The following is a 24959-nucleotide window of genomic DNA, read 5'->3' as shown; positions in this document are numbered from 1 at the left end:
TCAGCCTCCCTGCACTGCTGTGACGATGTCGACGCTGTGGCCTTGGGCCAGAGTGAAGCCCGACCACTGCCCGCGCCTGATGACCTCACCGTCGACGGCGAGCGCGATGCCCAGGCGGCTGCCGTCGACGGGGGTGCCGTCGGGGCCGATCTCCTTGTCGACGATGCCGGAGATGAGGTCCTTGGCTGTGGTGGGACCGGCGAGTGCGTGGCGCTCGCCGTTGAGCGTGATGGTGATGGTGTCGGTCACGGATGACTCCCTGCTGGTTGCTGAATCGAAATGGTGTGCTGCTGTGCGTTTTGTGTTTCCGCCGGTGGGTGCTCTGCCTCTAAACGTTCCGGTCCCACTGCTGCCAGTGACCCCGGTGGCGCCCATGCTGTGTCGGCTCTGGTGGCAAGGTCGGCGGTGAGGCCTGCACCCAGCGGGGCGAGGAGGATGCCGTGCCGGAAGAAGCCGGTGGACACCACAGAGCCGGGATCGATGCGTCCGATGATCGGCACGTCATCGGGTGAGCCCGGTCTGGCGCGGGTGGTGATGTCTGTGATCTCGCAGTCGAGGATGGCCGGGACGAGGCGCTCTGCGTCACGAAGCAGCTGGTGGACGCCGCCGGCGTTGGTTCCCGACCGGCCGTCCTCACGGCTCGTGGCGCCGAGGACGAGCTCGCCGTCGGTGCGAGGCACGATGTAGACGGGCCGAGCATTGACCAGACCGCGGATCGTGCGCGTCAGCAGTGGGGCCAGTGCCTGTGGTGCCCGGAGTCTGATCACCTCACCCCATACTTGGCGCAGAGGCAGCGTCGGCAGCCCCGCGATGTCATTGCACGAAGCGCCAGCGGCGACGATGACCTGATCAGCGCTCAACCTCGTCCCATTGTCGAGCTCGACGCCCACGGTGCGCCCGGATGTCTTGAGCAGACTCGTGACGCAGGCCCGGACGAGGTCATCACCGAGGACCGATATCAGTGCACCGGTGACCCGGCGGGGATCGATCGAATGATCTCCGGGAATCGTGACGGCTCCGCACACCCCGGGTGCCAGGGACGGCTCCAGGTCACGGGCCCGGGATCCCGCGATGAGGGAGACGTCGAAACCGGCAGAGGACTGCAGGATCATGAGTTCACGCAGGGAGGCGAGGTCGGCCCGGTCGCCGGCACACACGAGAGTCTCGGCGCTCGTGTGTCCCAGGTCATGCCCCGAGACGGCAGTCAGCTCGGCGGCGAAGTCCGGATAGAGGTCCGCCGAGGCACGCATGAGCGGATACAGGGGAGACTGCCCCCACACCACCTCGGCGGCCGGGGCCAGCATTCCCGCCGCCGCATGCGAGGCACCCATGGCAGGGGCAGGATCGACGATAGTGACGCCGATGCCGCGACGGCGCAGATTCCAGGCAGTGGACAAGCCGATGATTCCAGCTCCCACAACAATGACGTGCACGTGCTTCTCCCTCCGGCGGCATGATCCGCATCAGGTTGAACGGTCGGCACAAAGCCCTCTCAGCCCCTTTATGAGGCTCCCGCGAACTCCTCTACTCTAGGAGCATGGCCGCAGATATGACAATGGACGCCGCAGTCCACGACACGGACAGAGCTGCAGACAGAGACACACGACTTGACCGGCTGCGCGCGGCCAGGCTCTATGTCTGCACCGATTCCCGCAGCGTGCAGGACGATCTCCCCGAGTTCCTCGATGCCGCCTACGCCGGTGGCGTCGACATCATCCAACTGCGCGACAAGGGCCTCGAAGCCCGGGCCGAGATCGAGGCACTCGAGGTGCTCAGAGATGCAGCCCACCGGCACGGGAAGCTCTTCTCCGTCAATGATCGCGCGGATGTGGCGCTGCTCGTCGGCGCCGATGTCTTCCACGTCGGCCAGGGCGACCTCACCAGCCAACAGGCCCGCGCGGTCCTCGGCCCTGATGTGATACTGGGTCGTTCGACCCATTCGATCGCACAGGCCGATGCCGCCGAGGCGGACCCCGAGATCGACTATTTCTGCTTGGGTCCAGTGTGGGAGACCCCGACCAAACCCGGCAGACCAGCCATCGGCACCGACCCCCTGCACGCGCTCGCCTCCAGCGCATCCAAGCCCTGGTTCGCGATCGGCGGGATCTCGGCAGGCGAGCGCCTCGCCGAGGTGAGAGCCGCCGGTGCGCAGCGCATCGTTGTCGTCCGTGCAGTGACCGCAGCAGAAGACCCCGCGGCCGCGGCTGCGGAACTCAAACAGGCGTTATGACAGCGCGCGGCGCAACTGCAAAGGAATCAATCTGATATGGGAGAGCACACAGTGAAGATACTCATCGCCGGAGCCGGCGCGACCGGCGGGGCGTTCGGCACCCGCCTGTTCGAAGCCGATCGCGATGTCACGTTCCTCGTCCGCGAGGCACGAGCGCAGACGATGCGTGCCAACGGCCTGCGATTCGTCGCCCCCGGTGAGGACCGGACGAACCACATCCCCGTCCTCACCGCTGCCGAGCTGGCCCAGGCCGATCCGGCAGCTGCCGACTCCGCCGCTGCCGATCGCCAGGATTCGACTCCGTTCGATCTCGTGATCGTCGCGGTCAAGGCCAACGGCTTGGAGTCGAGCATCGACGACATCAGACCCGCCGTGGGCGCGCACACCCTCATCATCCCGTTCCTCAACGGCATGGCTCAGATCGAGCGATTGGTCGAGGAATTCCCAGGCCAGGTTCTGGGCGGTCTGGTCAAGATCGTCGGAACGATCACGGACGGAGCCATCCACCAGATGACCGACCTGGCTATCATGACCATCGGCGACCTCGACGGGGGAGCCGTCCCCGATCCCATCGTCGAGGCTCTTGACGTTCCCGGCTACAGGCTGCAGATCCTTCAGAACATCACGGACGCCCTGTGGGAGAAGTGGATCTTCATCGCCGCGGCTGGAGTCGTGACCTGCCTGTTCCGGGCCCCGGTCGGAGCGATCATGGCAGCTGGCGGACAATCGCACATCGTGGGAATCGTCGACGAGCTCGAAGCCGTTGCGAGTGCCGGGGGACACCCGGTCTCGGCTCAGGCCAGGGATATGACTCTGGCCATGCTCACCGCCGAGGGCTCGTCCTTCACCTCTTCGCTCTATCGCGATGTGACCTCGGGTCTGCCCAGCGAAACCGAGCACATCCTCGGTCACCTCGGGCGAACAGCCGCTGACCTCGGTGTGCAGACACCCCTGCTCGACCTCACACTTGTGCAGCTGCGGGCTGGGGAGTCGCTGCGACAGAGTTGAGCGTCGAGACTGAACCGACGGTCGAGACAGAACTGACCTCCTCGACGCCGAGGCGCAGCATCGTCAGATACGGTTCACCGGGGATGGTGTGGGTGACTGCGTCCGATCCGTGCGGAGCCGTGAACGTCACCATCGGGATCGAATCTGCGCGGTCGAGAACCAGAAGGGTCTCGTATCCGCCTGGCCCCACCGAGTGGGCGGAGCCGATGGGAAGTTCGCAGGCCAGTGTCTCCAGCGGGTTGTCCGATGAAGGCGGCCGGTTCATCTCCTGATCGGCGACATCGGCGAACTGCTGGGCAGTGATGAGATAAGCCTTTGCCGGTGTGGGGCCTGGCTCATGATGGTCATAGAAGGCCATTCCTCCACCGCCCCACACGGTGGAGCTGCCGGCGAAGTAGATGGATCCGGGAAGTTCGATGCCCATCTCTGCCAAGGGCGGAGCGGAGTTCCGTGCGCCGGGATAGGTGACGAATGCGCCTGGGGGACGGCCGCCCTGCAGGTAACAGGCGAGCCTGTCACGATGCATGTTCGACCCATAGCTGACATACCACACGAGACCTTGAGACATCCCATTCATGATGCCACGTCAACGGCTGGGACTGTCCAATCTGCGGAGTCTCGGTGTGCCGTCCGATCACCATCTGATCGGGCTTTCCTCCTGGCCAGAAGTGTGCGCGTGAGTTCAGCAACACCGGTGATGACGAGTGCGATGCCGATTCCCAATCCCACCCCGAGCAGCGGCTGATCCTCGAACAGCACACCGCCGAGCAGGCCGATGCCCGTCGAATACAGCGCCCAGGCCAGGCACCCTGCCGCATCGAAGGCGAGAAACCGAGGGACCGGATACTTCAGCATCCCCGAGGTCACGGTGGTGGCCGTGCGTCCGCCGGGAACGAAACGGCCCGCGATGAGCACAGCGCCGCCTCGGCGGGCGAATATCTCCTCGGTGCGTTCGAGGAGCCGACGTGCACGCGGATGTCGGGTCCACCGAGACGCCACCGAGCCACCCCCGCGCCCTACAAGGTGGGCGGCGAGGTCACCGGTGAGGGCACCGACTGCTCCCGCCAGCAGGAGTCCGACGGGGTTCGGCGTTCCGGTCGCCGCATAGGCCGCCGCGGTGATGAGAATCGTTTCGGAGGGCACGATCGGGAACAGGGAGTCGAGGCCGGCGATGACGAAGACGAGTAGGTACACCCACGGCGATTCGAGTGTTGCGGCGAGGATGTCGAAAGCGAGGTCCATACCCATTCACGCTATTGACCGACGGGCGAGCTCGGAACGCGGCGAAGAGCAGTATCGCCTGCAGGAGCCCGGAGCGAAGATGCGGAAAACCGGAAACGGAGACTGCGGTCGGGCCCATGGGACCAGGCGCCCGGCGTTGCTACGATCGACCTATGCCCTGGCCGACGTCGCTGACCGCGCGGATTCCCCGAGAATCCCGCATGTTCGTCACACGCTGGAGTGCCTCGGTGCTGGGAATCCTGTGGGGCGTGCTACTGTGCCTTCCGCTGCTGCTCGCTGCGATCCCCGCCTCGACCTCGCGACTGAGCCGGAGGGTCCTGGCTTGGGAGCGCACCCGGCAGGAGCGGGGCTTCGGCGTCATCATGGGTTCGGGCCCGATGACGCGCGGCTTCTTCGTCCTCAACGGTGTGGTTGCGGGCCTCATCGCCATTCCGGTGCTCAATCTGCTCATGGGTTTCCTGCTCGTCACGATCGGTTCGCTCATCCAGGGACTGTTCATCGGCGGCAGCATCACCATCGGCTTCGACTTCTGGACCATCAGCCAGCCGACTCTGTTCGTCGGAGTGCTCTATGGAGCCGCGAACCTCATCGGGGTCATCGTCCTCGCCGAGTTCGCGAATTGGCTGCACGGCAGAATCGACTCCAGGTTCTCCGAGACCAGCCGTCCCAACGCGCCCCACACCCGCATCACTCAACTTCTCATGACCCGCCACGGTGTGGTCATGGCCATCGACGAGGAGCGGCGCCGGATCGAGCGGGACCTCCACGACGGAGTCCAGCAGAATGTCGTGTCCCTGTCCGTGCTCATCGCACGTGCCCAGCGAGCGAAGGATCAGGACAAGGTCAGCGCCCTCCTTGAGGACGCCCTCGTGCAGTCCCAGGACCTCATCGATGAGATGCGCGAGGTCGCCTGGCGGGTCTATCCCACAGCACTGGACGAACACGGCCTGGGCACCGTCCTCCACCGGGTAGCCGATCACTGTCCGATCCCGGTCACCCTCAACGCTGTCCCCGCCCGGCGGGTATCGCAGGCCAGTGAATCTGCTGCGTACTTCGTTGTCCGGGAGGCGGTGACCAATGTGGTCAAGCACGCGAATGCGTCGGCTATTCGAATCAGCGTGATCGCCGAGGAACAGAGGCTCATCGCCGAGGTGATCGATGACGGCACAGGGGGAGCCGACCCTGCCGGCAGCGGGCTGAAAGGACTGTCGCGCCGGGTTGGAGCATTGGACGGGACGATGACGATCGAGAGCACAGAGAATGTCGGAACCACAGTGAGAGCGGAGATCCCCTATGTCTGAACCTGGCATGCCTGAATCCAGCGCCGAAACCCCGAACGTCGACCCGATGAGAGTCGCCTTGGCCGATGACTCGGTGCTGCTGCGCGAAGGGGTGCGCAGCCTGCTCGAGGACGAGGGCATCGCGGTTGTGGCCTCTGTCGATGACGGGCAGCAGCTCCTCACTGCGGTCGCAGCTCATCGCCCGAACTTGGCGATCGTCGACGTCAGGATGCCGCCGACCCACACCACAGAAGGACTCGAGGCCGCGCTGGAGATCAAGCGCCGCTTCCCGGAAATCGGAGTCCTCGTGCTCAGCCAATACGTTCTGCGCGAATACGCGACTGAGCTGCTGAGCACCGAGACCGTGGGAGTCGGCTACCTGCTGAAGAACCGGGTCACCGACATCGACCGCTTCCTCGAGTCCGTCAATCGGATAGCGGAGGGCGGAACCGTCATCGACCCCGAGGTTGTCCGGCAGCTGCTGAGCTCGTCCGAGAAACAGAACTCCCTGTCCGCGCTCACCTCTCGTGAGAACGAAGTCCTCCAGGCCATGGCTGAGGGGTTGTCGAACCGCGGTATCGCCGAACGGCTCTATGTGTCCATCAGCTCCGTGGAGAAGGCCATCAGTTCGATCTTCGACAAATTCAGGCTGCACGCAGGGGAGACCACGAGCCGGAGGGTCGCGGCGGTCCTGCACTACCTCGATCAGTCCTGAGCCGACGGAGAGCAACCAGGTGACTCATGACCTCGAGAGCGCGAGCATCGTGACAGGGCAGGTTCTCAGAGTTCGGAACGGGCTCGGGCACCGATGCGCAGATTGAGATCTTCGAGCTCGGCCAGCACATCGCCGGCACCCCAGATCTGATTGCGCTTGCGACTGGTCAGACCGCGTAGGACCCCGGCTTCCATCAATGCGGAGACCGCCCTGTTCGCCGAGGAGCTGGACAGTTTCAATGAGTCCTCAATGTCGTCGATCGTGAACACCGGGTCCGATGCGAGGTAGGTCAGGATCCTGGCTGCGGCGCTGTTCTCACGTGGATGGCCGAGAAGATCGGCCCACTCATCAGGCAGTCGGGCCAGCCGATGCGCGGTCAGCTGAGCTTCCTCTGCCGCGATCACCGATGACGTCGACCACAGCGATATGACCGGTCCGGCGTCGCCGGAGTGATAGGAATTCAGAGCGGCGAAGTAGCGGTCTCGAACCTCGACCAAGGCAGCAGCCAGGGGAACGGTGATCCCTGTCGTGACGCCGCGTGAGTGGAGGATCCCAGCCGCCAAGGCTCGTCCGATCCGACCGTTGCCGTCGGTGAAGGGGTGGATCGCTTCGAACTGCGAATGGGCGACGGCCGCCTGCGCGATCGTGGGAATGTCAACGCGGCGGGCGAAGGACAGCAGATCGTCCATGAGCTCAGGGACGAGCTCCGGGGGAGGGGGAACGTAGAGCGCACCTCGGGGCGAATGATCGGAGCCGCCGATCCAGTTCTGCATCGGCCGATGCCGGCCCGCCAGATGAGCCTCTCCGGCATCGTCCTTGAGCAGCAGCCGATGGGCGCGAGAGACCGCATCGGCACTGATCGCTCCCGATGTCAGCAGATCCAACGCACCCGTTGCAGCGGCCATCGCAGTTGCCGAAGAATTGGACTTCGCACCGTGGAGGGCACGGACGAAGTCGTCGATGGGCGCCTCCTCGGCTTCGATCTTCGATGAGGCGATCGATTCGCTGCGCAGCAGCAGATAGGACAGTGGGATCAGGGTGCGACCATGCTCGGCGTCGAGCCGGGAGATCGCGCGGACCGCGGTTTCTGAGCGTGCGGCGAGCTCGGAGGGCAGGCCCAGGTCGACCGAGCCGATGCGGGCCGGAATCGAGACGGACACTTCGGCGAATTTCCTGTCGTCGATCGTGCCGCCGCGGAACTCCTGGCGCCACGGTCTGGTCTCTGTCTGTGCTGCGGGCACGGGAACGGCAGAATCGGACACGGGGTCGGCGGAGTCGGACATGGGAATAGTCTAGACGATAAGCCCACATGATGAAATAAATGGGAATATCTCTCATGGTGATCCCAGTTCCAGGGAGCACGCCCGTCTCGCTAGACTCACAGCTCAGGGATGCCGAGGATACTGGGAGCGCCAGAGGTTCACAGTGCTCGCAGGCGACTCGAACCCGACGAGATTCAGTGTCGACGATGAGGAGAACGATGAAACGGCAGCTGCCCGACATGAAGGAACTCGCCCCTCTCCTGCAGTTCAGTCTGCCCAGGCTCGACAGGGTGGGTGCTCGACTCGACTCCGCTGCCGATGTCTGGGACCTGCGTCGCATTGCGAAGCGGGTCACCCCCACGGCACCCTTCGACTACGTCGACGGCGGCGCGCTCGATGAGCACACACTGCGTAAGAACCGTCAGATCTTCGCCGACGTCGAACTCCTCCCACGGATCCTGCACGGAGTCGACGCCCCGAACACATCGACGACGATCGCCGGTCAGCACACAGCACTGCCATTCGGCATCGCCCCGACAGGCTACACACGGATGATGCACTCCGAAGGTGAGATCGGGGGAGTCCGCGCTGCGACAAAGGCAGGAATTCCCTTCTCGCTGTCAACGATGGGCACACGGTCCATCGAAGAGGTCGCCCAGGCGGCACCGGGATCCACTCGTTGGTTCCAGCTCTATCTGTGGAAGGACCGTGAGCGCAGTCTCGACCTGCTTCAGCGAGCCCAAGCCAGCGGGTACGAGACCCTGCTCGTCACAGTCGACACTCCGATCACCGGCCAGCGCCTGCGAGATAACCGCAATGGGCTCTCGATCCCACCGAAGCTGACCCTGAAGACGATTCTCGATGCCTCCTACCGGCCCGGCTGGTGGTTCAACTTCCTCACCACCGAACCGCCGAAATATGCCTCCTTGTCGAACACCTCGCAGTCCTTGGCCGAGATGACGCGGACCATGTTCGATCCGACACTTGACCTCGATGACCTCAGGTGGATCCGTTCGCAGTGGAAGGGCAAGCTCTTCGTCAAGGGAGTCGTCACCGCCGAAGACGCCGACAGGGCCCGGTCCATCGGCGCCGACGGCCTGGTCGTGTCCAACCACGGCGGGCGCCAACTCGATCGTGCACCTGACTCCCTGACCGCGCTGGCGGAGGTGCGAGCGGCCGTCGGCGAGGACATGGAACTCATCCTCGACTCCGGAATCATGTCAGGCACCGACGTCGTGGCCGCTCTGTGTGCCGGAGCGGACTTCGTGCTCGTCGGCCGGGCCTACCTCTACGGACTGATGGCCGGCGGGCAGCGCGGCGTGGAGAAGGCCATCGACCTGATCCGGGCAGAGATACTGACTGCCATGGGCCTGATGGGCGCCCGGAACATCTCCGACCTCGGACCGCAGCTGGCCAGGGGGCTGCCAACCTCTGCCACTGCGAACCGCGACATCTGAATGTGGTAAGAATGGCCGGGGCCCGAACGGGACACCGGTCGCACGACAGTCAAGGGACACGATGAACGAAACAGCCGCCTCGGCGAGGGAGAACCGCGAACTCAAACGGGGGCTGAAGTCACGTCACCTGCAGATGATCGCCATCGGCGGTGCCATCGGCACCGGACTCTTCCTCGGCTCCGGCGGCACGATCTCCCAGGCCGGACCCGGTGGTGCACTCCTGGCCTATGCTGCGATCGGCATCATGGTCCTCTTCGTCATGCAGTCCCTGGGCGAGATGTCGACGCACCTGCCCGTGGCCGGATCGTTCCACACCTACGGCTCGAAGTACGTCAGCCCCTCGTTCGGATTCGCCATGGGGTGGAACTACTGGTTCAACTGGGCGATCACGCTCGCCGCGGAGCTCGTCGCAGCCGGAGTCATCATGTCCTTCTGGCTGCCGGACGTGCCGTCCTGGGTCTGGGCCGCGATCTTCCTCGCCCTGCTCACCGGGCTCAACTTCCTCTCGGCCAAGGCATTCGGGGAAGGTGAATTCTGGTTCGCAGCCATCAAGGTCACCGCTGTTCTCGCGTTCCTCCTTCTCGGGGTGCTCATGATCGCAGGCATCATCGGCGGCGAATCTCCGGGGATGAGCAACTGGACGGCAGGAGAAGCTCCATTCGTGGGTGGCTGGGTCTCGATCATCAGCGTGTTCATGATCGCCGGCTTCTCCTTCCAGGGCACGGAGCTCGTCGGTGTGACCGCAGGCGAGTCAGCCAACCCGCGCCGCGATATGCCCCGGGCCATCCGCACCGTGTTCTGGCGCATCATGCTCTTCTACATCGGCGCAATCATCATCATCGGCTTCCTCCTGCCCTATTCGGACCCCTCGCTGCTGGCCTCCGCCAACAACGAGGACGTCACGGCCTCGCCCTTCACTCTTGTCTTCGAGCGCGCCGGCATCGCCGTGGCCGCATCCGTGATGAACGCCGTCATCCTCACCGCAATCCTCTCAGCCGGCAACTCCGGTCTCTACGCCTCGACCCGCATGCTCTATGCAATGGCCAAAGAGGGGACCGCGCCGAGGCTGTTCGCCCGACTCAACGAACGCGGAGTTCCCGTCATGGCACTCCTGGCCACCGCGGTCATCGGTCTGTTCGGATTCCTCTCCGAGGTGATGGGTGACGGTGGGGCCTACACGTGGCTGATCAACGTCTCCGGGCTCTCCGGGTTCATCGTCTGGGTCGGGATCGCCTGGTGTCACTTCCGGTTCCGCCGTGCCTACGTTCAGCAGGGCCGAGATCTTGCGGACCTGCCGTATCGGGCTCCGCTGTTCCCCATCGGACCGATCATCGCACTGGTCATGCTGGTCATCGTCATCATCGGCCAGAACGTCCAAGCAATCGTCGAGGGACGGGTCCTCGAAGTTGCCTCCGCCTACATCGGACTGCCCGCCTTCCTGCTACTGTGGCTCATCCACCGACTGGTCACTGGACGTCGCTCACGCACGGTGGGTCTGGGGGAGATGGACGTCGACGGACTGTCGATCACACCGCAAACTGGGCCAGCATGACCCTGCGCGGATCGAAATGATCCCGTAGGGAACGCAACCGTGTCAGATCGTCGGGCTCGAACGCTGACGTGATCTCTTCGGCGGTCAAGGACCGGAAGGTGAAATTGAGCGAGCGGCCCAGGGGCGCGTCGCCTGTCCCGGGTGCACCCAGCTCGCTGGCAATGGTGAGGTGATGGGCCAGTGGAGTCTCCTCGAACTCGTTCAAGGGCGACAATAGCGAAAACAGCCAAGTGGCATCGCGATGTCCGAGGGCGTTTGCAATCTCGGGTGCTTCGGCCATGGCGCCACCGAGCAGGCGCAGACCGATGACGGTGAAGCAGGGAACCCGGTCCGGGGAACTCGCTGCAATGAGGTTCGCTGTCGTCTGCTCGCCGAGCTCGGGCAGGAAGAATGCGTCACTGCCGTATGAATGGGGCTCATCAGGTTCGGCAAATATCTCGCTGGTCCTCGCGAAGGGCACGACATCAATGCTCGAGGCGAATTCTGCCCCGGCAGCCACCAGTGCCCTCTCCAGGAGTGCCACCTGCGCTCGACCGAGTTCAGTCTCGCCCGACCATGCGATCTGAATCCGCAATTGATGGATTCCGCGCAGGAAGGCAGGCAGGTCAGCGGCAGTGGTCGGAGCCGAGTAGATGGCAGCGGCAGTCATCATGTCCCGACCTTGCCTCAGCGCCCATTTCCGCCATACCTGGCCGGCCTGGGGAGATGCTCGCAGGTCGATCTCGATGGAGCCACCGAGCACCTCTGCAATGGGGAAGACCCTCATCGTCAAAGAGGTCACGATGCCGAAGTTCGAACCTGCCCCGCGCAGTGCCCAGAACAACTCCGGGTTCTCCTGCGCGGATGCCATCCTGATCTCGCCATCCGGGGTGACGATTTCGGCGCTGAGAACATTATCGGCAGCGAACCCGTACTTTCGTGACAGAAGGCCAACGCCGCCGCTCAAGCTGTACCCGGCAATGCCGACGCCGGGGAAGCTTCCCGACAACGGGGCCAGCCCATGGGGCGCGGCGGCTGCCATCACTTCCGCGAATCGGGCTCCGGCTCCGGCGGTCACTGTGCGTGCCGAGGGGTCGATGGCGACATCATTCATTCTCGAGGTGTCGATGAGTGTCCCCGAACGCATACCCGAAGTTCGGCCGTGTCCGGTCGACTGCACGGCGATCCGCGGTGAACGAGAGCTCAGCTCGGAGCGTACGGCAGCAGCCACTTCGGTAGTGGTCAGGGGGCTGACGATGTGGTCGGGGGAGTGCGGATGGTCAAGTTGGAATCCTGTGATCGAGTTCATGCCTTCACAGTAGAATCCATTGTGGCCCGAACGTGACCACAATAGAATTGATCTGTGACCAGTCGAACTCCGAGCAGCGAAATGCCAGGCAGGCTGCTGCGCCTCCTCTCGCTCCTCCAGTCGCGAGGGTGGTGGCAGGCCGGGGAGCTGAGCGAACGCTTGGGTGTGCAGCCTCGTACTCTGCGCAGAGACATCGAGAGGTTGAAGTCTCTCGACTATCCGGTTCGCAGTCGGACCGGCCGTGATGGGGGATACAACCTGGGGGAGTCGTCGAATCTGCCACCCCTGCAATTCGATGACGAGGAAGCCGTGGCGATTGCAGTGAGTCTGTCGACCGCCAGTCGTCAGGTGCGCGGACAATCCGTTTCGGACGGTGTGCGGGTGGCGACCGACAGTGCGAGGATCAAGCTCGAACGAATGCTGCCCGCGCGCCTCCGCCGTCGATATCACCGACTGGTCCAATCGATTGAGGCCGGACCTGACCCCGACGTCGATGGCGCGGCCATGCTTCCGGATACCGATGTGCTGCTCGAACTCTCCGATGCGTGCGCTGATCATCAGGCGTTGTCATTCATTCACGTCAAGCGCGACGGTGCCCGCACCCTGCGGCGCGTGAGACCGCACAAACTCGTTACGATGTCAGGGTATTGGTATCTGGTCGCCTTCGACTCCGATCGCCGCGATTGGCGGTCGTTCCGAGTCGAACGCATCAGTTCGGTCAAGTACAGACACGAACGTTTTGAGCCTCAAGTGCTCGACGCCTTCTCCTTTGTGGCCCGGTCCTTCGCCGAGGCGCACTATCGATTCAACGCCACCGTGACTTTCGAGATCTCCGCCCAGCGGCTGAGGTCGAAATACCACGGCACCATCTTCGGGGTCGTGAAGGAACTGGCATGCCAGCGCTGCGAGGTGAGTCTCAGCGCCGATTCGCTCGATCTCATCGTCGAGTACCTGTGTGCATTGCTGAGCGTTGATGCCGATTTCGACATTGCCGCCGACCACGAAGTGCTCAATCGGCTCCAAACCATTCGTGCGCGACTGGGAACTGTGGGTTAAGCTAGGCTCGCCTAACTACCTAAGAAGGAACTCATGCGCCGAATTCTCGCTCCACTGATTGCCTCTGTCCTTGTGCTCGCCGGCTGCGGCAGTGGGGGAGACACTGGTGACACGACCTCCGGCATCAGCGTCGACACCAAATTCGGCTCCGTCGAGGTCCCGAAGGACCCTCAGAAGGTCGTGGCGCTGGGATGGGGCGATGCGGAAACCGCGCTGGCGCTCGACGTGCAGCCGGTCGGCGCCTCCGACTGGGTGGAGTTCGGCGGCAAAGGCGTCGGCCCCTGGGCCGAGGACCTCTATGACCAGGCCCCGGAGATCATCGCGACGATGGAGCCAGACTACGAGAAGATCGCGGCGCTCGAGCCCGACCTCATCCTCGACACGAAGAGCTCCGGTGAACAGGAACGCTATGACCGTCTCTCGGAGATCGCTCCGACTGTGGGTGCGCCCGAAGGCGGCGACAACTACCTGACCACGATGGACCAGCAGGTCGACCTGGTGTCCCAGTCCCTGGGCAAAGAGGACGAGGGGCAGGAGCTCCTCGCGGACCTCGACAAGGAGTTCGGGGCCGCTCGTGAGGCCCATCCGGAGTTCGACGGGAAGTCCGTGAGCGTGGCCGCGAAGACCTCCGAGGGCTGGGGAGCCTACGTCGAAGGGTCGGAGCGGGTCCAGTTCATGGAAAATCTCGGGTTCAAGCAGTCGGAGAAGGTCGCGGCCCTCAAACCCTCGGGCTTCACCGCCACGGTGTCGGAGGAGAAGCTCGACGATCTCGACGCGGACCTGCTAGTTGCCTTCCCGATCTACATCCCCGATTCCGAAGTCACCGACGACCCCGGCTTCAAGCGCATCCCGGCAGTCGAGGACGGGCACAGTCTGGTGCTGACTGAGGATCTCAACGACGTCCGGCAGGCATTTGCGTTGAACTCGGTCCTCTCCGCGTCATATGCGGCAGAGAAGATGCCCGAGCTCGTCGCGGATGCTCTGAAGTAGCAGCCACACTCAAGCGGCTGTCGCATTCACGCTCAGGCAGCCATCGCACTCACGAAGCCGTCACGCTTCCTCACACTGCGGCACGCCACGCGTCAAGACCGATGTCGATGATGCGGGCGTGCCGCACGTCTGCCAGAGAGTCGATGGCCAGCCATTCGGCGCGGTCCGTTGTGCCGTCGACCTCGAGAGTCCCCAGCATGCCTCCGGTGATGTCGGCCTCATAGACGACGCGGACTCCCTTGAACGGACGCGAGACCGATCTGCGGCGTGCGGAATTGCTGCGATTCTCAGTGAAGGTGTGTGTCGTCAGCGGACGGATCAGTTCGGCGTCGAAGCCCGTCTCCTCCTTGATCTCCCGGATCGTGCCTGCCTCGATGCTCTCGTGGAACTCGATTCCACCGCCGGGCAGAGTCCACAGCGCATGGGCTGGTTCGCTGCCGCCGTTGAACCAGCTGAGAAGGATTTCCCGGTCCTGGTTGACGATCACCGCGTACCCGGCCAGTCGTGTGTCGTAATCGGAGAAGTGCATGGACTCAGCCTACCTGTGAGTATCTCTTCCCATGCCGCAGCCCGGTGAATAGGCTGATCAGATGACTGAAGGACCGAAAGACCCGAACGAGCACATCGTCGCCACCCGCACGATCGACGCCCCTGCCCATACGATCTTCACCGTGCTTGCAGATCCGGCTCGGCACCGGGACACCGAACCCACGGACTGGGTGCGAGACGCCATCGATCCGACCCCGATCACGGCCACCGGCCAGATCTTTTCCATGAATATGCACTTCGATGGAGCCAACGGTGACTACCGGATGGACAACACCGTGACAACGTTCGAACCTGATCACGCGATCGCTTGGGATCCCGGTCAAGCCGATGAGAGCGGTCACGTGGCCCCCGGTGGCTGGCGCTGGCGCTACGACCTCGAAGAGAAGGACACCGGCACCGAGGTGAAACTGACCTACGACTGGTCACGCACAACACAAGAGATCCGAGATGCATTCGGCGGCTTCCCCGTCGTCAGCCCCGACTATCTCGACCGGTCGCTGCAGGCCTTGGAACAGGCGGCTTTTGAGCACAGATGACCTGGTGAGACCTGCCGGGTAGGCTGGAAGCGTGACTGATATCGCCAGCAGACTCATCGGCAGCACCGGTGAGCGCATCGTCTTCCTCCACGGACTCTTCGGCCGCGGCAAGAACTTCACCTCCATCGCCAAAGGCCTCGAGTCCGACTACTCGAGCCTCCTCGTCGACCTGCCCAACCACGGTGATTCGAATTGGACCGAGGATTTCAGCTACGTGGGCATGGCCGACTCCGTGGCCGCGATGATCACCGAGGTGACCGATCCCGATGATCTGCCGGTGCACCTGGTCGGTCATTCCCTGGGCGGCAAGGTCGCCATGATCCTGGCCCTGCGCCACCCGGAACTCATCGACCACCTCGTCGTCGTCGACATCGCTCCCACGGCAGGCGGGTCCCTCGGCGTCTTCGAACATCTGCTCTCGAGCCTCGCCGAACTCGATCTCAACGAGATCGAGTCGCGCACCGCTGCGGATGAAGCCCTGCAGGAGAAGATCCCAGAGGACACGATCAGGGGATTCCTCCTGCAGAACCTGCGCCCCACCTCGGCGGGGTACGCCTGGCAACCCAACCTCACCCTGCTGCATGAGAGCCTGCCCGCGATCGGAGACTTCCCCGAGATGGGGGAGGCGACCTTCGACGGTCCGGTGCTCTGGATTGCCGGTGAGACATCGGACTACGTCTCCCGCGAGGATCTGCCCCTCATGCGCTCCCTCTTCCCCCGCACGACCCTGCTCACCGTCAAGGGGTCAGGCCACTGGGTCCACTCAGAGAAGCCGCAGACGTTCATCTCGTCCCTGCAGGCATTCCTCGCACGCAGGTGACGCCGCAAGCTCACCTGGTGTGCCCCGATCTCATCTGCAACACCCCGGGATCGGGGCACCCTTGCTAAGGAATATGCTGGTGGGCAGTGGCGTTGAGCCACACAGAGGTCCAAAGAGCCACACCATCAGAATCTTCACGAGGAGGAACGAGTGAGCACAGCGATCCCGGCCGATACCACGGCCAAATTCGCCGAGTACGCAGACGGATCACGACTGGTCAGCACCGAATGGGTGGCCGAGCATGCCGGTGAACCCGGACTGGTTATCGTCGAAAGCGACGAGGACGTCCTGCTCTACGAGACCGGGCACATCCCTGGCGCGGTGAAGGTCGACTGGCACACCGAACTCAACGACACCGTGACACGTGACTACGTCGACGGTGAAGGCTTTGCCGCCCTCATGTCCGCGAAGGGCATCTCACGCGAGGACACGATCGTCTTCTACGGCGACAAATCCAACTGGTGGGCCGCCTACGCTCTGTGGGTCTTCTCGCTGTTCGGACACGTTGACGTCCGACTTATGGATGGCGGCCGTTCCAAGTGGCAGGCCGAAGAACGCGAACTGTCCACCGAGAAGCCGCGCCGGGAACCGACCGAATACCCGGTCATCGACCGTGACGACTCAACTCTGCGTGCCTTCCTGCCCGAGGTCAGAGACAGCCTGGGCACGCGTCCCCTCATCGATGTGCGCAGCCCCGAGGAATACAGCGGAGAGCGCACCCATATGCCCGCTTACCCCGAAGAGGGCGCACTGCGCGGAGGACACATCCCCACTGCAGCGTCGGTGCCATGGGCGAAGGCCGCAAACGAAGACGGCACCTTCAAATCAGCCGAGGAGCTCAAGGCCATCTACACCGACGAAGCCGGGCTCGGCACCGCCGATGAAGTCATCGCCTACTGCCGCATCGGCGAGCGTTCCAGCCACACCTGGTTCGTGCTTCAGCATCTGCTGGGCTACAGCAACGTCCGCAACTACGACGGTTCCTGGACCGAATGGGGCAACGTCGTCGGCGTTCCCATCGTCACCGGGTCAGAGGCTGGCGAGGTGCCCAGCCGCTGATGACTGCCGACACAGACGCCGCGATGGCCGACAATTCCGATCTGCCGGAGAGCCTGGTCGAGATCGTCGAGGACTTCGCCGAGACCGAATCCGGTGATCGGCTGCAGCTGCTGCTCGAATTCGCCTCGGAGCTGCCTGAGCTGCCGCAGCGCTACACCGATCATCCCGAACTGCTCGAGCCGGTGCCCGAATGCCAGTCTCCGATCTTCCTCGTCACCGAGGTCGAGAACCCCGAACAGGGCGATGACGCTATCGTGAAGCTTCATTTCTCTGCGCCCCCTGAGGCGCCGACGACCCGTGGCTTCGCCGGGATCCTCCACGAAGGTCTCAATGGCCAGACCGCCGAGGTGGTCCTGTCCATTCCGTCCGACCTGCCTCTGCGGCTGTCGATGACGGAGATCGTGAGCCCGTTGCGACTGCGGGGGATGAGCGGGATGCTGTCTCGGATTCAACGTCAGACGTCCGAGAGGATCGGCAAGATCACAGGTCAGTGATCGGGAAATTGTTTGGACGAGCCGAAGTTATCGACTAGATTGTGGTTAGCCTGCCCTTAATTAGTCGATGCTAAGGAACCCTCCGATGACCGGTCTCGCCACCACCGCCTCGGCGAATCCGTCTGAGGCGAACGGTCAGAAGGCGAACCGGGCGCTGAAGGTCAAAAGGACCGTCGGCCTCGTCGTCGCGATTCTGGCGTTGATCGTCGTGGTGCTGGCATCGCTGGCCATCGGTACCCGGGACATGCCGATCTCGGAGGTTCTCGGAGCGTTCTTCAACCCCAGCGGCAGCGATGACCAGCTGGTCGTCCTCGAACTGCGCTACCCGCGGACCGTGCTCGGCATCCTCGTCGGCATGGGGCTGGGATTGGCCGGCGGGCTCATCCAGGCGCTGACCCGCAACCCTCTTGCCGATCCGGGCATCCTCGGCGTCAACGCCGGGGCCTCCTTCGCAGTGGCCGTCGGCATCGGGTTCTTCGGAATCACGTCGATCAACGGCTACATCTGGTTCGCCTTCCTCGGTGCCCTCTTGGCCACGACCGGCGTGTACATCATCGGTTCCTCGGGCAGGAACCACAGCGTCGATCCGATCCGCCTGACCTTGGCCGGAGTCGCGGTCGCCGCAGTGCTGACCGGGCTGACCAAGGGAATCCTGCTCACGAACGAACGAGCCTTCGACGCCTTCCGCGCCTGGGACGTCGGAGCCATCGCCGGCCGCGGGTTCGACACGGTCTCCGCAGTCGCCCCATTCATCATCGTCGGCATCGTACTCGCCTTGTTCTTGGCCCACTCGCTCAACGCGGTGGCACTCGGCGACGATCTGGCCGCCAGCCTCGGCACCTCGGTCAACCGCACCCGCATCATCACCATTCTCGCCGTCACCCTCCTCGCAGGCGGTGCCACCGCTGCCGCCGGGCCCATCGGCTTCATCGGACTCATGATTCCCCACATTGCCCGCTGGATCGTCGGCCCCGACCAGCGATGGATCTTAAGCTACTCCGTCATCCTCTCGCCCATCCTGCTCCTCGTCTCCGATGTGCTCGGACGCGTGGTGATGAAACCGGGCGAACTCCAGGTCGGTGTCGTCACCGCCTTCGTCGGCGCACCGGTGCTCATCGCTCTCGTTCGCAGAAAGAAGGCGAGCGGACTGTGAAGACATCGAACTCATCGATCGGTGACGCCCCCGTACTCGTTCCAGGACACCGCGTTCTGCCGGGGGAGCGGATCAACTTCGGTCGCCCCATGCTGCGAGCCTTCGGCTTCCGCATCGATCTGCGCGTCGTCGTCACAGCCGGCAGCGTCATTCTCCTGGCCCTGGGCTGTGGATTCCTGGGGCTGCTGCTCGGCGAGTTCTCATTGACACCCGGCGAAGTCTTCCAGGGGCTGTTCGGCCAGGCCGACAGGCGCATCGTCAACACCGTCGTCGCCGAATGGCGGGCACCGCGCATCATCGCCGGAATCGTCCTCGGCGCCGGTCTGGGCATCTCTGGCGCGGTGTTCCAATCACTGACCCGCAATCCGCTGGGCAGCCCCGACATCATCGGCTTCTCCACCGGTGCATACACCGGCGGCATCGTCACCATCATCGTCTTCGGCTCCAGCTTCATCTCCACAGCCTTCGGCGCGATCATCGGTGGGCTACTCACCGCCATCGTGGTCTACCTTCTGACCTGGAAGGGCGGCGTCCAAGGCTTCCGACTCATCATCGTCGGCATCGCCCTGACCGCTATGCTCAACGCCTTCAACACCTGGCTGATCATGCGCGCTGACCTCGACCTCGCCATGGCCGCAGCCACGTGGGGTGCTGGAACACTCAACGGCATGGGCTGGTCGACCCTGCTTCCGGCCGCCATCGGCACGGTGCTGTTGGGGCTGGGCTGCGGGCTCTTCTCACGTGGTCTGGGAACCTTGGAGCTCGGTGATGACACCGCCAAGGCGCTCGGCGTGCGCAATGAACCGGTCCGCGCTGGTCTCATTCTGGTGGCCGTGGCCCTCGTCGCCGTCGTCACCGCCGCCGCGGGACCGATAGCCTTCGTCGCACTGGCCGCCCCGCAGATCGGGCGCAGAATCGCGAAGTCCCAGGGCACCAGCCTGCTCTCAGCTGCGGCAGTCGGAGCGCTTCTGCTCGTCGCTGCGGACCTCATCGCCCAACACGCCCTGGGTGAGACCCAACTTCCCGTCGGAGTCGTCACCGTGTGCATCGGCGGCATCTACCTGATCTGGCTCCTCATCCAAGAAGCTCGGAAGGCACAATGAGCATCACACCTGATACGACTGATACGACGCCGGACACGACCGACACGACGTCGACGGACACAGCAGCTTCGGCCCCGGCTCCGCTGGCAGCCCGCGATCTCGATCTCGCCTACGACCAGCGGCACGTCATCGCCGACCTCGACGTGGAGATCGCACCGGGCAAGTTCACCGTCATCGTCGGCCCCAACGCCTGCGGCAAGTCGACCCTGCTGCGGGCACTGGCCAGGCTGATGGCTCCGACGAAGGGCACGGTGCTTCTCGACGGCGGAAACATCGCCAAGCTGAAGACGAAGCAGATCGCCAAGCGCTTGGGGCTCCTCCCACAGACCTCGATCGCACCCGACGGCATCACTGTGGCAGAGCTCGTGGCTCGCGGACGTCACCCGCATCAGTCGTTCCTCAAGCAGTGGACCGAACAGGATGAGGTCGCCGTGCTGACAGCACTGCGTGCAACGAATACAGAAGAACTCTCCTCCCGCCAGGTCGACGAGCTCTCCGGGGGCCAGCGGCAACGGGTCTGGGTCGCGATGGTCCTGGCCCAGGAGACGCCGCTGATGCTCCTCGACGAGCCCACGACGTTCCTTGATCTGGCCTTCCAGATCGACCTTCTCGACCTGTTCGCTCAACTGAATCACGAACACGGCCACACCTTTGTCGCCGTCCTCCATGACCTCAACCAGGCCTGCCGCTACGCCGATGAGATCATCGCGATGAAGAACGGCACGATCGTGGCCCAGGGCGCACCAGCAGAGATCATCACGACAGAGCTCGTTCACCAGGTCTTCGGCATCGACTGCACCGTCGTCGATGATCCTGTCACCGGTGCACCCATGATCGTTCCCGGCAAACCGAAGAAGACCTTCGCAGACCGCTGAGCCGCAACACCTGTCGAAGCCGCTGTCCGACACACGCTCGGTCCGACCGAAAGTTCGTCGAGGTTGACCTCACGGCCTCTGCCTATGGGGCAAGTTCAGCCTCTCGCGACTGGCTCATCAACGACAGCGGCTTTCAGGACGTGCTGAGGAAAGACGTGCTGAGGAAATAGGACTCAGCTTTCGAACGGACCTTTGCTCTGTCCCGGTGCGTAGTTCGGCTTAGGGCCTGCTCCGTGATCGGGCGTTGAGGACGTGTCCGCGATCGAGGATGGGTCTGCTGAGTCATCTGCAGGAGCCTTCTCAACAGGCATCTCGTCGTCCTTCTGGACAGTGTCGGTGTCCTTGCCGTTCTTGTTCCCCGACTTGAGCAAAGCGGTGAAGCCGATGGCGATACCGGCCACGATTCCTCCCCAGACGGCGCCGAGGATGAGTGAGAAGAACGTGTTGACCAACCACCCGAGAATTCCGCCGACTCCGGCGATCGCGGCCACTGGCTCCTCGAGGTGGTGGACGAAATCGTAGAGGGCATGGAATCCGAGCTCGTCTGTGCCGACGAGGATGATATGTCCGCCGACCCACAGCATGGCGAAGGTGCCGATGACTGACAGGCCACCGAGGAGCTTGGGCATCGCCTTGACGAGGAACCGGCCGAACTTCTGCGTGCTCGCCTTCTCCTTCTGTGCCATGTGCAGGCCGATGTCGTCCATCTTGACGATGAGGGCCACAGAACCGTAGACACCGACGGTGATCGCCAGGGCCACGACGACGAGGATGATGGCTCGAGGGAGCAGGTCCTCGCTGGCCACCTCGTTGAGGGCGATGACCATGATTTCGCAGCTGAGCACGAAGTCAGTGGTGATGGCCGAACGCACGATCTTCTTCTCGGCGTCGCCGTCACCCTTCTTACCGTGCTTGGATTCCTTCTTCGGCTCTTCATGGTGCTCGACCCACCCGAACTTCTCGAAGATCTTCTCCGCACCCTCGAAGCACAGGTAGGTACCGCCCACCATCAGTAGGGGAGTCAGCAGCCAGGGGAGGAATTCGCTGAGCAGCAGGATGATCGGCAGGATGATGAGCATCTTGTTGATCAGCGAACCGAAGGCGATGCGCTTGATGATCGGCAGTTCCCGTTTAGGATTGACCCCTTCAACGAATTTCGGAGTCACCGCAGCATCGTCGACGACTACGCCGGCGGCCTTCATTCCCGCCCGGGATGCACCTGCTGCGACATCGTCGAGGCTCGCTGCCGAGAGTTTGACGAGTGCCGCTACGTCATCGAGGAGTGCGAACAGACCGCCGGCCATTTAACGTCCTTCGTCGGGTTCGTCTGAAGCGGCGACTCGAGTCATCGCGCCGAGGTGGTTGCCTTTTTGGTCGAAGACATTGAGTTGGTCGCCGTCGGCTTCGACCCGTCGGGCGCGAGCCACCCATGTCTCCATTCCCTGCATCGCGCGTTGGGTCGTGAGGAACGATTCGACCTTCGCGCCGGAACCATCGCTGGTCCACGTCGTTGAAATACGATTGGCGCCATCGCTGCCGCTCAGGGAGCCGTCAGCTGCAATATCCAGAAACGCTGACGACCCTGGCTTCGAGCTGATCCACTTACCATTGACTGAATTGGTCATTTGTCCTCTTTCTCCAGTCCTCCGACGACCTTCCCGCTGGCGTCGGCGATCTTCATGACGTTGCCTTCGACAGTTGCCGACGATGCTTTGGACAACCACGTGTCCACGCCGGCACATGCTTTCTGGGTCGTGGTGAATGAGGAGATGAGGATTTTGTCCCCATCGACTTCCCACGTTGTCTTGATTGCATTGCAGCCATCGGTTCCCTCTACCTGTCCGTCGTCGGAGAACTCGAGATACGGATCTCCGGCTTCAGGAGAGGTCCATTTTCCGGAGGGATCAAGGGCCCCAGAGTCGGCCGAATCCGAGGGTGTGTTGGATTCTGTGGGTGCGGAGCTGGTCGGTTCGCTGGGATCGGAGCCTGTCCCGCACGCGGCAAGGGGCAGGATGAGGCCGAGAACAGCAACTCCGATCACACGTCTGAACGCAGCTGAAGGTCTGTTGTCAGTGAGGTTGAGCATGCACCGATCATAACGGCCAGCTTTGAGCGCATCATGGAGAATATGGCGAGTTGGGTGTCAATTCAGGTTTTGTAAGTTGTGTTCACCATCAACACGCATGGTGCTTGCGTCTCATCGTTGCCAAACCGTAATCTTTCATGTGGTTGAAAGACTGTTCTCAGAAACGTCCGCGCGATTGTTGAGCTGCGGGTCGAAGAGGGCACAGGCAAACGCAACAGTGAATCCGATCAAGGGAACCAAAGAGTATGCAGAAGAAACTCGTGCAGAGTTCGCTGGCACTGACCGCCGCAGCGGCGCTCGGTCTCGGCAGTGCGTTCGTCGCATCCCCTGCCATGGCCGACAACGCCCCGCAGAAGCTGGATGTGCAGAACGACGCGCAGGTGCAGAAGGCACTGTCCGGCCTTTCGGGCGTCAACGCCTACGGTGAGGCCGACGGCCAGCTCAACCTCGGCGTTGAGAAGAAGACCGACGAAATCAAGGACCTTGAGAAGAAGTTCAACAACATCAACGTTGTGGACGGCATCAAGGAACTGAAGCCTTACGCAAAGAAGGACCTCGTCGGCGGCGCCGGCTACCTGGCCAACTCGCCTGCAGGCAACGGCGTTTGCTCCACCGGATTCTCCGGCTGGGACGGCGAGGGCAACCCCGTCGTGCTGACCGCAGGACACTGCTCGAAGGTCATCGAAAGCACCGGCGAGATCAACGGCGACACCAAGGTCGGCGACACTGAGAAGCCTTCAATCGCAGAAGCCAATGGCGGCGAAGGATTCCAGCCTTCCGGAATCGGCACCGTGGGCGAGTGGGGCTACCACAGCTACGGCAGCGGCGACCTGCTTGAGGGGCCCAGCGATGACTGGACCGAGCCGAAGCCCACCGACATTGACTTCGCCGTCATCAACGTTGACGAGGAAAAGTACAACGTTAAGAACGGCGTCACCGACTGGACGAGCGCAGACTCCGACGATCTGTCGACGAGCCTCGCCACAGACATCACCGGCGTTGGTGCACACGAAGAGACCACCGTTGAGAAGTCGGGCCGTACGACCGGTCTGACCGAAGGCGACGTCATTCCGTTCGAAGAGTACCCATTTGAGTACTCGAACGTGGGCGGACGTTGGGTTCACGGCTTCGGTGTGACTTCACCAGAGTCCGATCCGTTCTCGCAGCCGGGTGACTCCGGTGGCGCCGTCTTCCAGGGCGACACTGCAGTCGGCGTCATCTCCGGTGGCGGACCTGCAGCTGATGGTTCCCAGTTCGGTTGGGTGGCCGACCTCGACTACTCGCTCGAGCAGTCCGGTGTCGACTTCCAGGTCGAGAAGCCAGGCGAAGAGACACCTGAGGCTCCAGCAGCCCCAGAGGTCAAGGACCAGACGATCGAGCCCAACGGCGACGTTAAGGGCAAGGCCGCGGCCGGTGCCGAGGTCAAGCTCGACTGGGCGCCCGCCAAGGGCACCCAGGCCGCCAAAGAAGGTTCCGAAACAGTGAAGGCCGACGAAGACGGCAACTTCACAGTTGAAGGTCCTGAGGCTGCAGGCGACTACGACTACACCGCTGTTGCTACGGTTGACGGACAGGAATCCAAGCCTGCCGAATTCCAGGTCACAGTTGAAGAGGAAGAGACCGAGACTCCTGCTCCAGTCGAGCGCGAGATCAACGTTGACCCCAAGGAAATCGTCGCTTCTGACTTCGTGAAGGAAGACAAAGGCGTGACAGTCACGGTCAAGGGCTTCGACGAGGGCGAGAAGGTGACACTGAAAGTCGCTTCCGGTCCTGAGAACGTCGAAGGCATCACTCTCGATGAGACCGCGAATGAGAACGGTGCAGCTGCCTTCTCGATCTACGGCACAAGCGAAGCCGACCCTTCGGTCTACCTCGGCAAGTACGACGTGAACGTTACCGGAGCCAACGACACCGATGAAGAGAAGGCTCTTGCCGGTTCCTTCAACGTTGTCGAAGATGAAGAAGGCAACGGCGGCGGAAACGACGGCGGCGATGACGGCAACAAGGATGACGACGGCAATGGTGACGGTGGATCTGATCTGCCTCGCACCGGCGCTGAACTGACCGGCCTTGCTGCCGGTGCCGGACTCCTCGTTGTTGGTGGAGCTGCAGTTGTTCTGACGATGCGTCGGAACAAGAAGAACTGATTATGACTCACACGGTCAGCACATGATCGTCTGAGAGTTCACTCGAGCGCCCCCCGG

Annotated in this window: 26 protein-coding genes and 1 riboswitch; of the genes, 16 read left to right on the top strand and 10 right to left on the bottom strand. The window is 63.2% G+C overall.

The genetic code is table 11. The features are described 5' to 3' along the window. Complete coding sequence (thiS, locus tag ACE03M_RS11035; RefSeq protein WP_485933972.1) at positions 1–249, bottom strand: sulfur carrier protein ThiS; 249 nt, start codon at positions 247–249, stop codon at positions 1–3. After that, positions 246–1433: a glycine oxidase ThiO gene (thiO, locus tag ACE03M_RS11030; RefSeq protein ID WP_485933971.1), complete on the bottom strand. Its 1188-nt coding sequence runs from the start codon at positions 1431–1433 to the stop codon at positions 246–248. The genes thiS and thiO overlap by 4 nt, the downstream gene beginning before the upstream one ends. Further along, a riboswitch (TPP riboswitch) is annotated at positions 1424–1526 on the bottom strand. It overlaps the preceding gene by 10 nt. 11 nt (positions 1527–1537) lie before the next feature. Here thiO and thiE point away from each other — a divergent pair. Further along, a complete protein-coding gene (thiE, locus tag ACE03M_RS11025; protein ID WP_485933970.1) occupies positions 1538–2230 on the top strand; it encodes a thiamine phosphate synthase in 693 nt (230 codons plus the stop codon). Positions 2231–2266: 36 nt separating this feature from the next. Further along, entirely contained in the window at positions 2267–3238 is a 972-nt protein-coding gene (locus tag ACE03M_RS11020; RefSeq protein ID WP_485933969.1) for a 2-dehydropantoate 2-reductase, read from the top strand. Here the strand turns inward: ACE03M_RS11020 and ACE03M_RS11015 are convergent. Together ACE03M_RS11015 and ACE03M_RS11010 are read right to left on the bottom strand one after the other, a co-directional pair. Further along, complete coding sequence (locus tag ACE03M_RS11015) at positions 3192–3806, bottom strand: histone deacetylase (RefSeq protein ID WP_485933968.1); 615 nt, start codon at positions 3804–3806, stop codon at positions 3192–3194. The genes ACE03M_RS11020 and ACE03M_RS11015 overlap by 47 nt on opposite strands. Positions 3807–3811: 5 nt before the next feature. Then, the gene (locus ACE03M_RS11010; RefSeq protein ID WP_485933967.1) at positions 3812–4480 is read right to left on the bottom strand and encodes a DedA family protein; all 669 of its coding nucleotides are present in this window, start codon (positions 4478–4480) and stop codon (positions 3812–3814) included. Between the two features lie 152 nt (positions 4481–4632). Here ACE03M_RS11010 and ACE03M_RS11005 point away from each other — a divergent pair, with 152 nt between their 5' ends. Next, positions 4633–5781, top strand: a complete 1149-nt coding sequence (locus tag ACE03M_RS11005) for a sensor histidine kinase (protein ID WP_485933966.1) — start codon at positions 4633–4635, stop codon at positions 5779–5781. A 7-nt stretch (positions 5782–5788) separates the two neighbouring features. Beyond that, positions 5789–6475: a response regulator transcription factor gene (locus tag ACE03M_RS11000; RefSeq protein ID WP_485933965.1), complete on the top strand. Its 687-nt coding sequence runs from the start codon at positions 5789–5791 to the stop codon at positions 6473–6475. 65 nt (positions 6476–6540) lie between these two features. Here the strand turns inward: ACE03M_RS11000 and ACE03M_RS10995 are convergent, their stop codons facing one another. Next, positions 6541–7758, bottom strand: a complete 1218-nt coding sequence (locus ACE03M_RS10995) for a Fic family protein (RefSeq protein ID WP_485933964.1) — start codon at positions 7756–7758, stop codon at positions 6541–6543. 197 nt (positions 7759–7955) lie between these two features. Here ACE03M_RS10995 and ACE03M_RS10990 point away from each other — a divergent pair, with 197 nt between their 5' ends. After that, a complete protein-coding gene (locus tag ACE03M_RS10990; RefSeq protein ID WP_485933963.1) occupies positions 7956–9194 on the top strand; it encodes an alpha-hydroxy acid oxidase in 1239 nt (412 codons plus the stop codon). A 61-nt stretch (positions 9195–9255) separates the two neighbouring features. Further along, positions 9256–10746, top strand: a complete 1491-nt coding sequence (locus ACE03M_RS10985) for an amino acid permease (protein WP_143921324.1) — start codon at positions 9256–9258, stop codon at positions 10744–10746. Here ACE03M_RS10985 and ACE03M_RS10980 read toward each other — a convergent pair. Continuing rightward, on the bottom strand, positions 10721–12034 hold the full coding sequence (locus ACE03M_RS10980) for an FAD-binding oxidoreductase (RefSeq protein ID WP_485933962.1): 1314 nt from the start codon (positions 12032–12034) through the stop codon (positions 10721–10723). The genes ACE03M_RS10985 and ACE03M_RS10980 overlap by 26 nt on opposite strands. A 54-nt stretch (positions 12035–12088) precedes the next feature. On the opposite strand from ACE03M_RS10980, the gene ACE03M_RS10975 reads away from it, so the two are divergent. Further along, positions 12089–13090, top strand: coding sequence for a helix-turn-helix transcriptional regulator (locus tag ACE03M_RS10975; RefSeq protein WP_143921326.1), 1002 nt, complete (start codon positions 12089–12091; stop codon positions 13088–13090). Positions 13091–13123: 33 nt separating this feature from the next. Then, a complete protein-coding gene (locus ACE03M_RS10970) occupies positions 13124–14080 on the top strand; it encodes an iron-siderophore ABC transporter substrate-binding protein (RefSeq protein WP_485933961.1) in 957 nt (318 codons plus the stop codon). 70 nt (positions 14081–14150) lie between these two features. On the opposite strand, the gene ACE03M_RS10965 is transcribed toward ACE03M_RS10970, so the two are convergent. Beyond that, positions 14151–14609, bottom strand: a complete 459-nt coding sequence (locus tag ACE03M_RS10965; protein ID WP_143921328.1) for an NUDIX hydrolase — start codon at positions 14607–14609, stop codon at positions 14151–14153. 61 nt (positions 14610–14670) lie between these two features. Here ACE03M_RS10965 and ACE03M_RS10960 point away from each other — a divergent pair, with 61 nt between their 5' ends. The 7 genes from ACE03M_RS10960 (at position 14671) to ACE03M_RS10930 (ending at position 20669) form a co-directional block, all read left to right on the top strand. Continuing rightward, a complete protein-coding gene (locus tag ACE03M_RS10960; RefSeq protein ID WP_143921329.1) occupies positions 14671–15165 on the top strand; it encodes an SRPBCC domain-containing protein in 495 nt (164 codons plus the stop codon). A 31-nt stretch (positions 15166–15196) separates the two neighbouring features. After that, positions 15197–15985, top strand: a complete 789-nt coding sequence (locus tag ACE03M_RS10955) for an alpha/beta fold hydrolase (RefSeq protein WP_485933960.1) — start codon at positions 15197–15199, stop codon at positions 15983–15985. Between the two features lie 150 nt (positions 15986–16135). Beyond that, complete coding sequence (locus ACE03M_RS10950; RefSeq protein ID WP_485933959.1) at positions 16136–17044, top strand: sulfurtransferase; 909 nt, start codon at positions 16136–16138, stop codon at positions 17042–17044. Then, positions 17044–17538: a SufE family protein gene (locus ACE03M_RS10945; protein ID WP_485933958.1), complete on the top strand. Its 495-nt coding sequence runs from the start codon at positions 17044–17046 to the stop codon at positions 17536–17538. The genes ACE03M_RS10950 and ACE03M_RS10945 overlap by 1 nt, the downstream gene beginning before the upstream one ends. An 85-nt stretch (positions 17539–17623) precedes the next feature. Next, positions 17624–18691 carry an iron chelate uptake ABC transporter family permease subunit gene (locus tag ACE03M_RS10940; protein WP_186292982.1) on the top strand — a complete coding sequence of 356 codons (1068 nt, stop codon included), beginning with the start codon at positions 17624–17626 and terminating at the stop codon, positions 18689–18691. After that, complete coding sequence (locus ACE03M_RS10935) at positions 18688–19794, top strand: FecCD family ABC transporter permease (RefSeq protein ID WP_143921333.1); 1107 nt, start codon at positions 18688–18690, stop codon at positions 19792–19794. The genes ACE03M_RS10940 and ACE03M_RS10935 overlap by 4 nt, the downstream gene beginning before the upstream one ends. Further along, complete coding sequence (locus tag ACE03M_RS10930) at positions 19791–20669, top strand: ABC transporter ATP-binding protein (protein WP_143921334.1); 879 nt, start codon at positions 19791–19793, stop codon at positions 20667–20669. The genes ACE03M_RS10935 and ACE03M_RS10930 overlap by 4 nt, the downstream gene beginning before the upstream one ends. Before the next feature lie 173 nt (positions 20670–20842). Here ACE03M_RS10930 and ACE03M_RS10925 read toward each other — a convergent pair whose 3' ends face one another. The 3 genes from ACE03M_RS10925 to ACE03M_RS10915 are packed head-to-tail and all read right to left on the bottom strand — an operon-like array spanning position 20843 to position 22755. Continuing rightward, positions 20843–21973 carry a DUF808 domain-containing protein gene (locus tag ACE03M_RS10925; RefSeq protein WP_260847990.1) on the bottom strand — a complete coding sequence of 377 codons (1131 nt, stop codon included), beginning with the start codon at positions 21971–21973 and terminating at the stop codon, positions 20843–20845. Continuing rightward, on the bottom strand, positions 21974–22294 hold the full coding sequence (locus ACE03M_RS10920) for an META domain-containing protein (RefSeq protein WP_143921335.1): 321 nt from the start codon (positions 22292–22294) through the stop codon (positions 21974–21976). It abuts the gene before it with no gap. Then, positions 22291–22755 carry an META domain-containing protein gene (locus ACE03M_RS10915; protein ID WP_143921336.1) on the bottom strand — a complete coding sequence of 155 codons (465 nt, stop codon included), beginning with the start codon at positions 22753–22755 and terminating at the stop codon, positions 22291–22293. Before ACE03M_RS10915 ends, ACE03M_RS10920 begins: the two co-directional genes overlap by 4 nt. Before the next feature lie 245 nt (positions 22756–23000). On the opposite strand from ACE03M_RS10915, the gene ACE03M_RS10910 reads away from it, so the two are divergent. Further along, complete coding sequence (locus tag ACE03M_RS10910) at positions 23001–24902, top strand: LPXTG cell wall anchor domain-containing protein (protein ID WP_143921337.1); 1902 nt, start codon at positions 23001–23003, stop codon at positions 24900–24902. Positions 24903–24959 lie beyond the last annotated feature (57 nt).

Source organism: Brevibacterium sp. AGC70, from assembly GCF_057334195.1.
The sequence above is the reverse complement of the archived record's forward strand: the minus strand, read 5'-3'. Positions and strand labels throughout refer to the sequence as shown.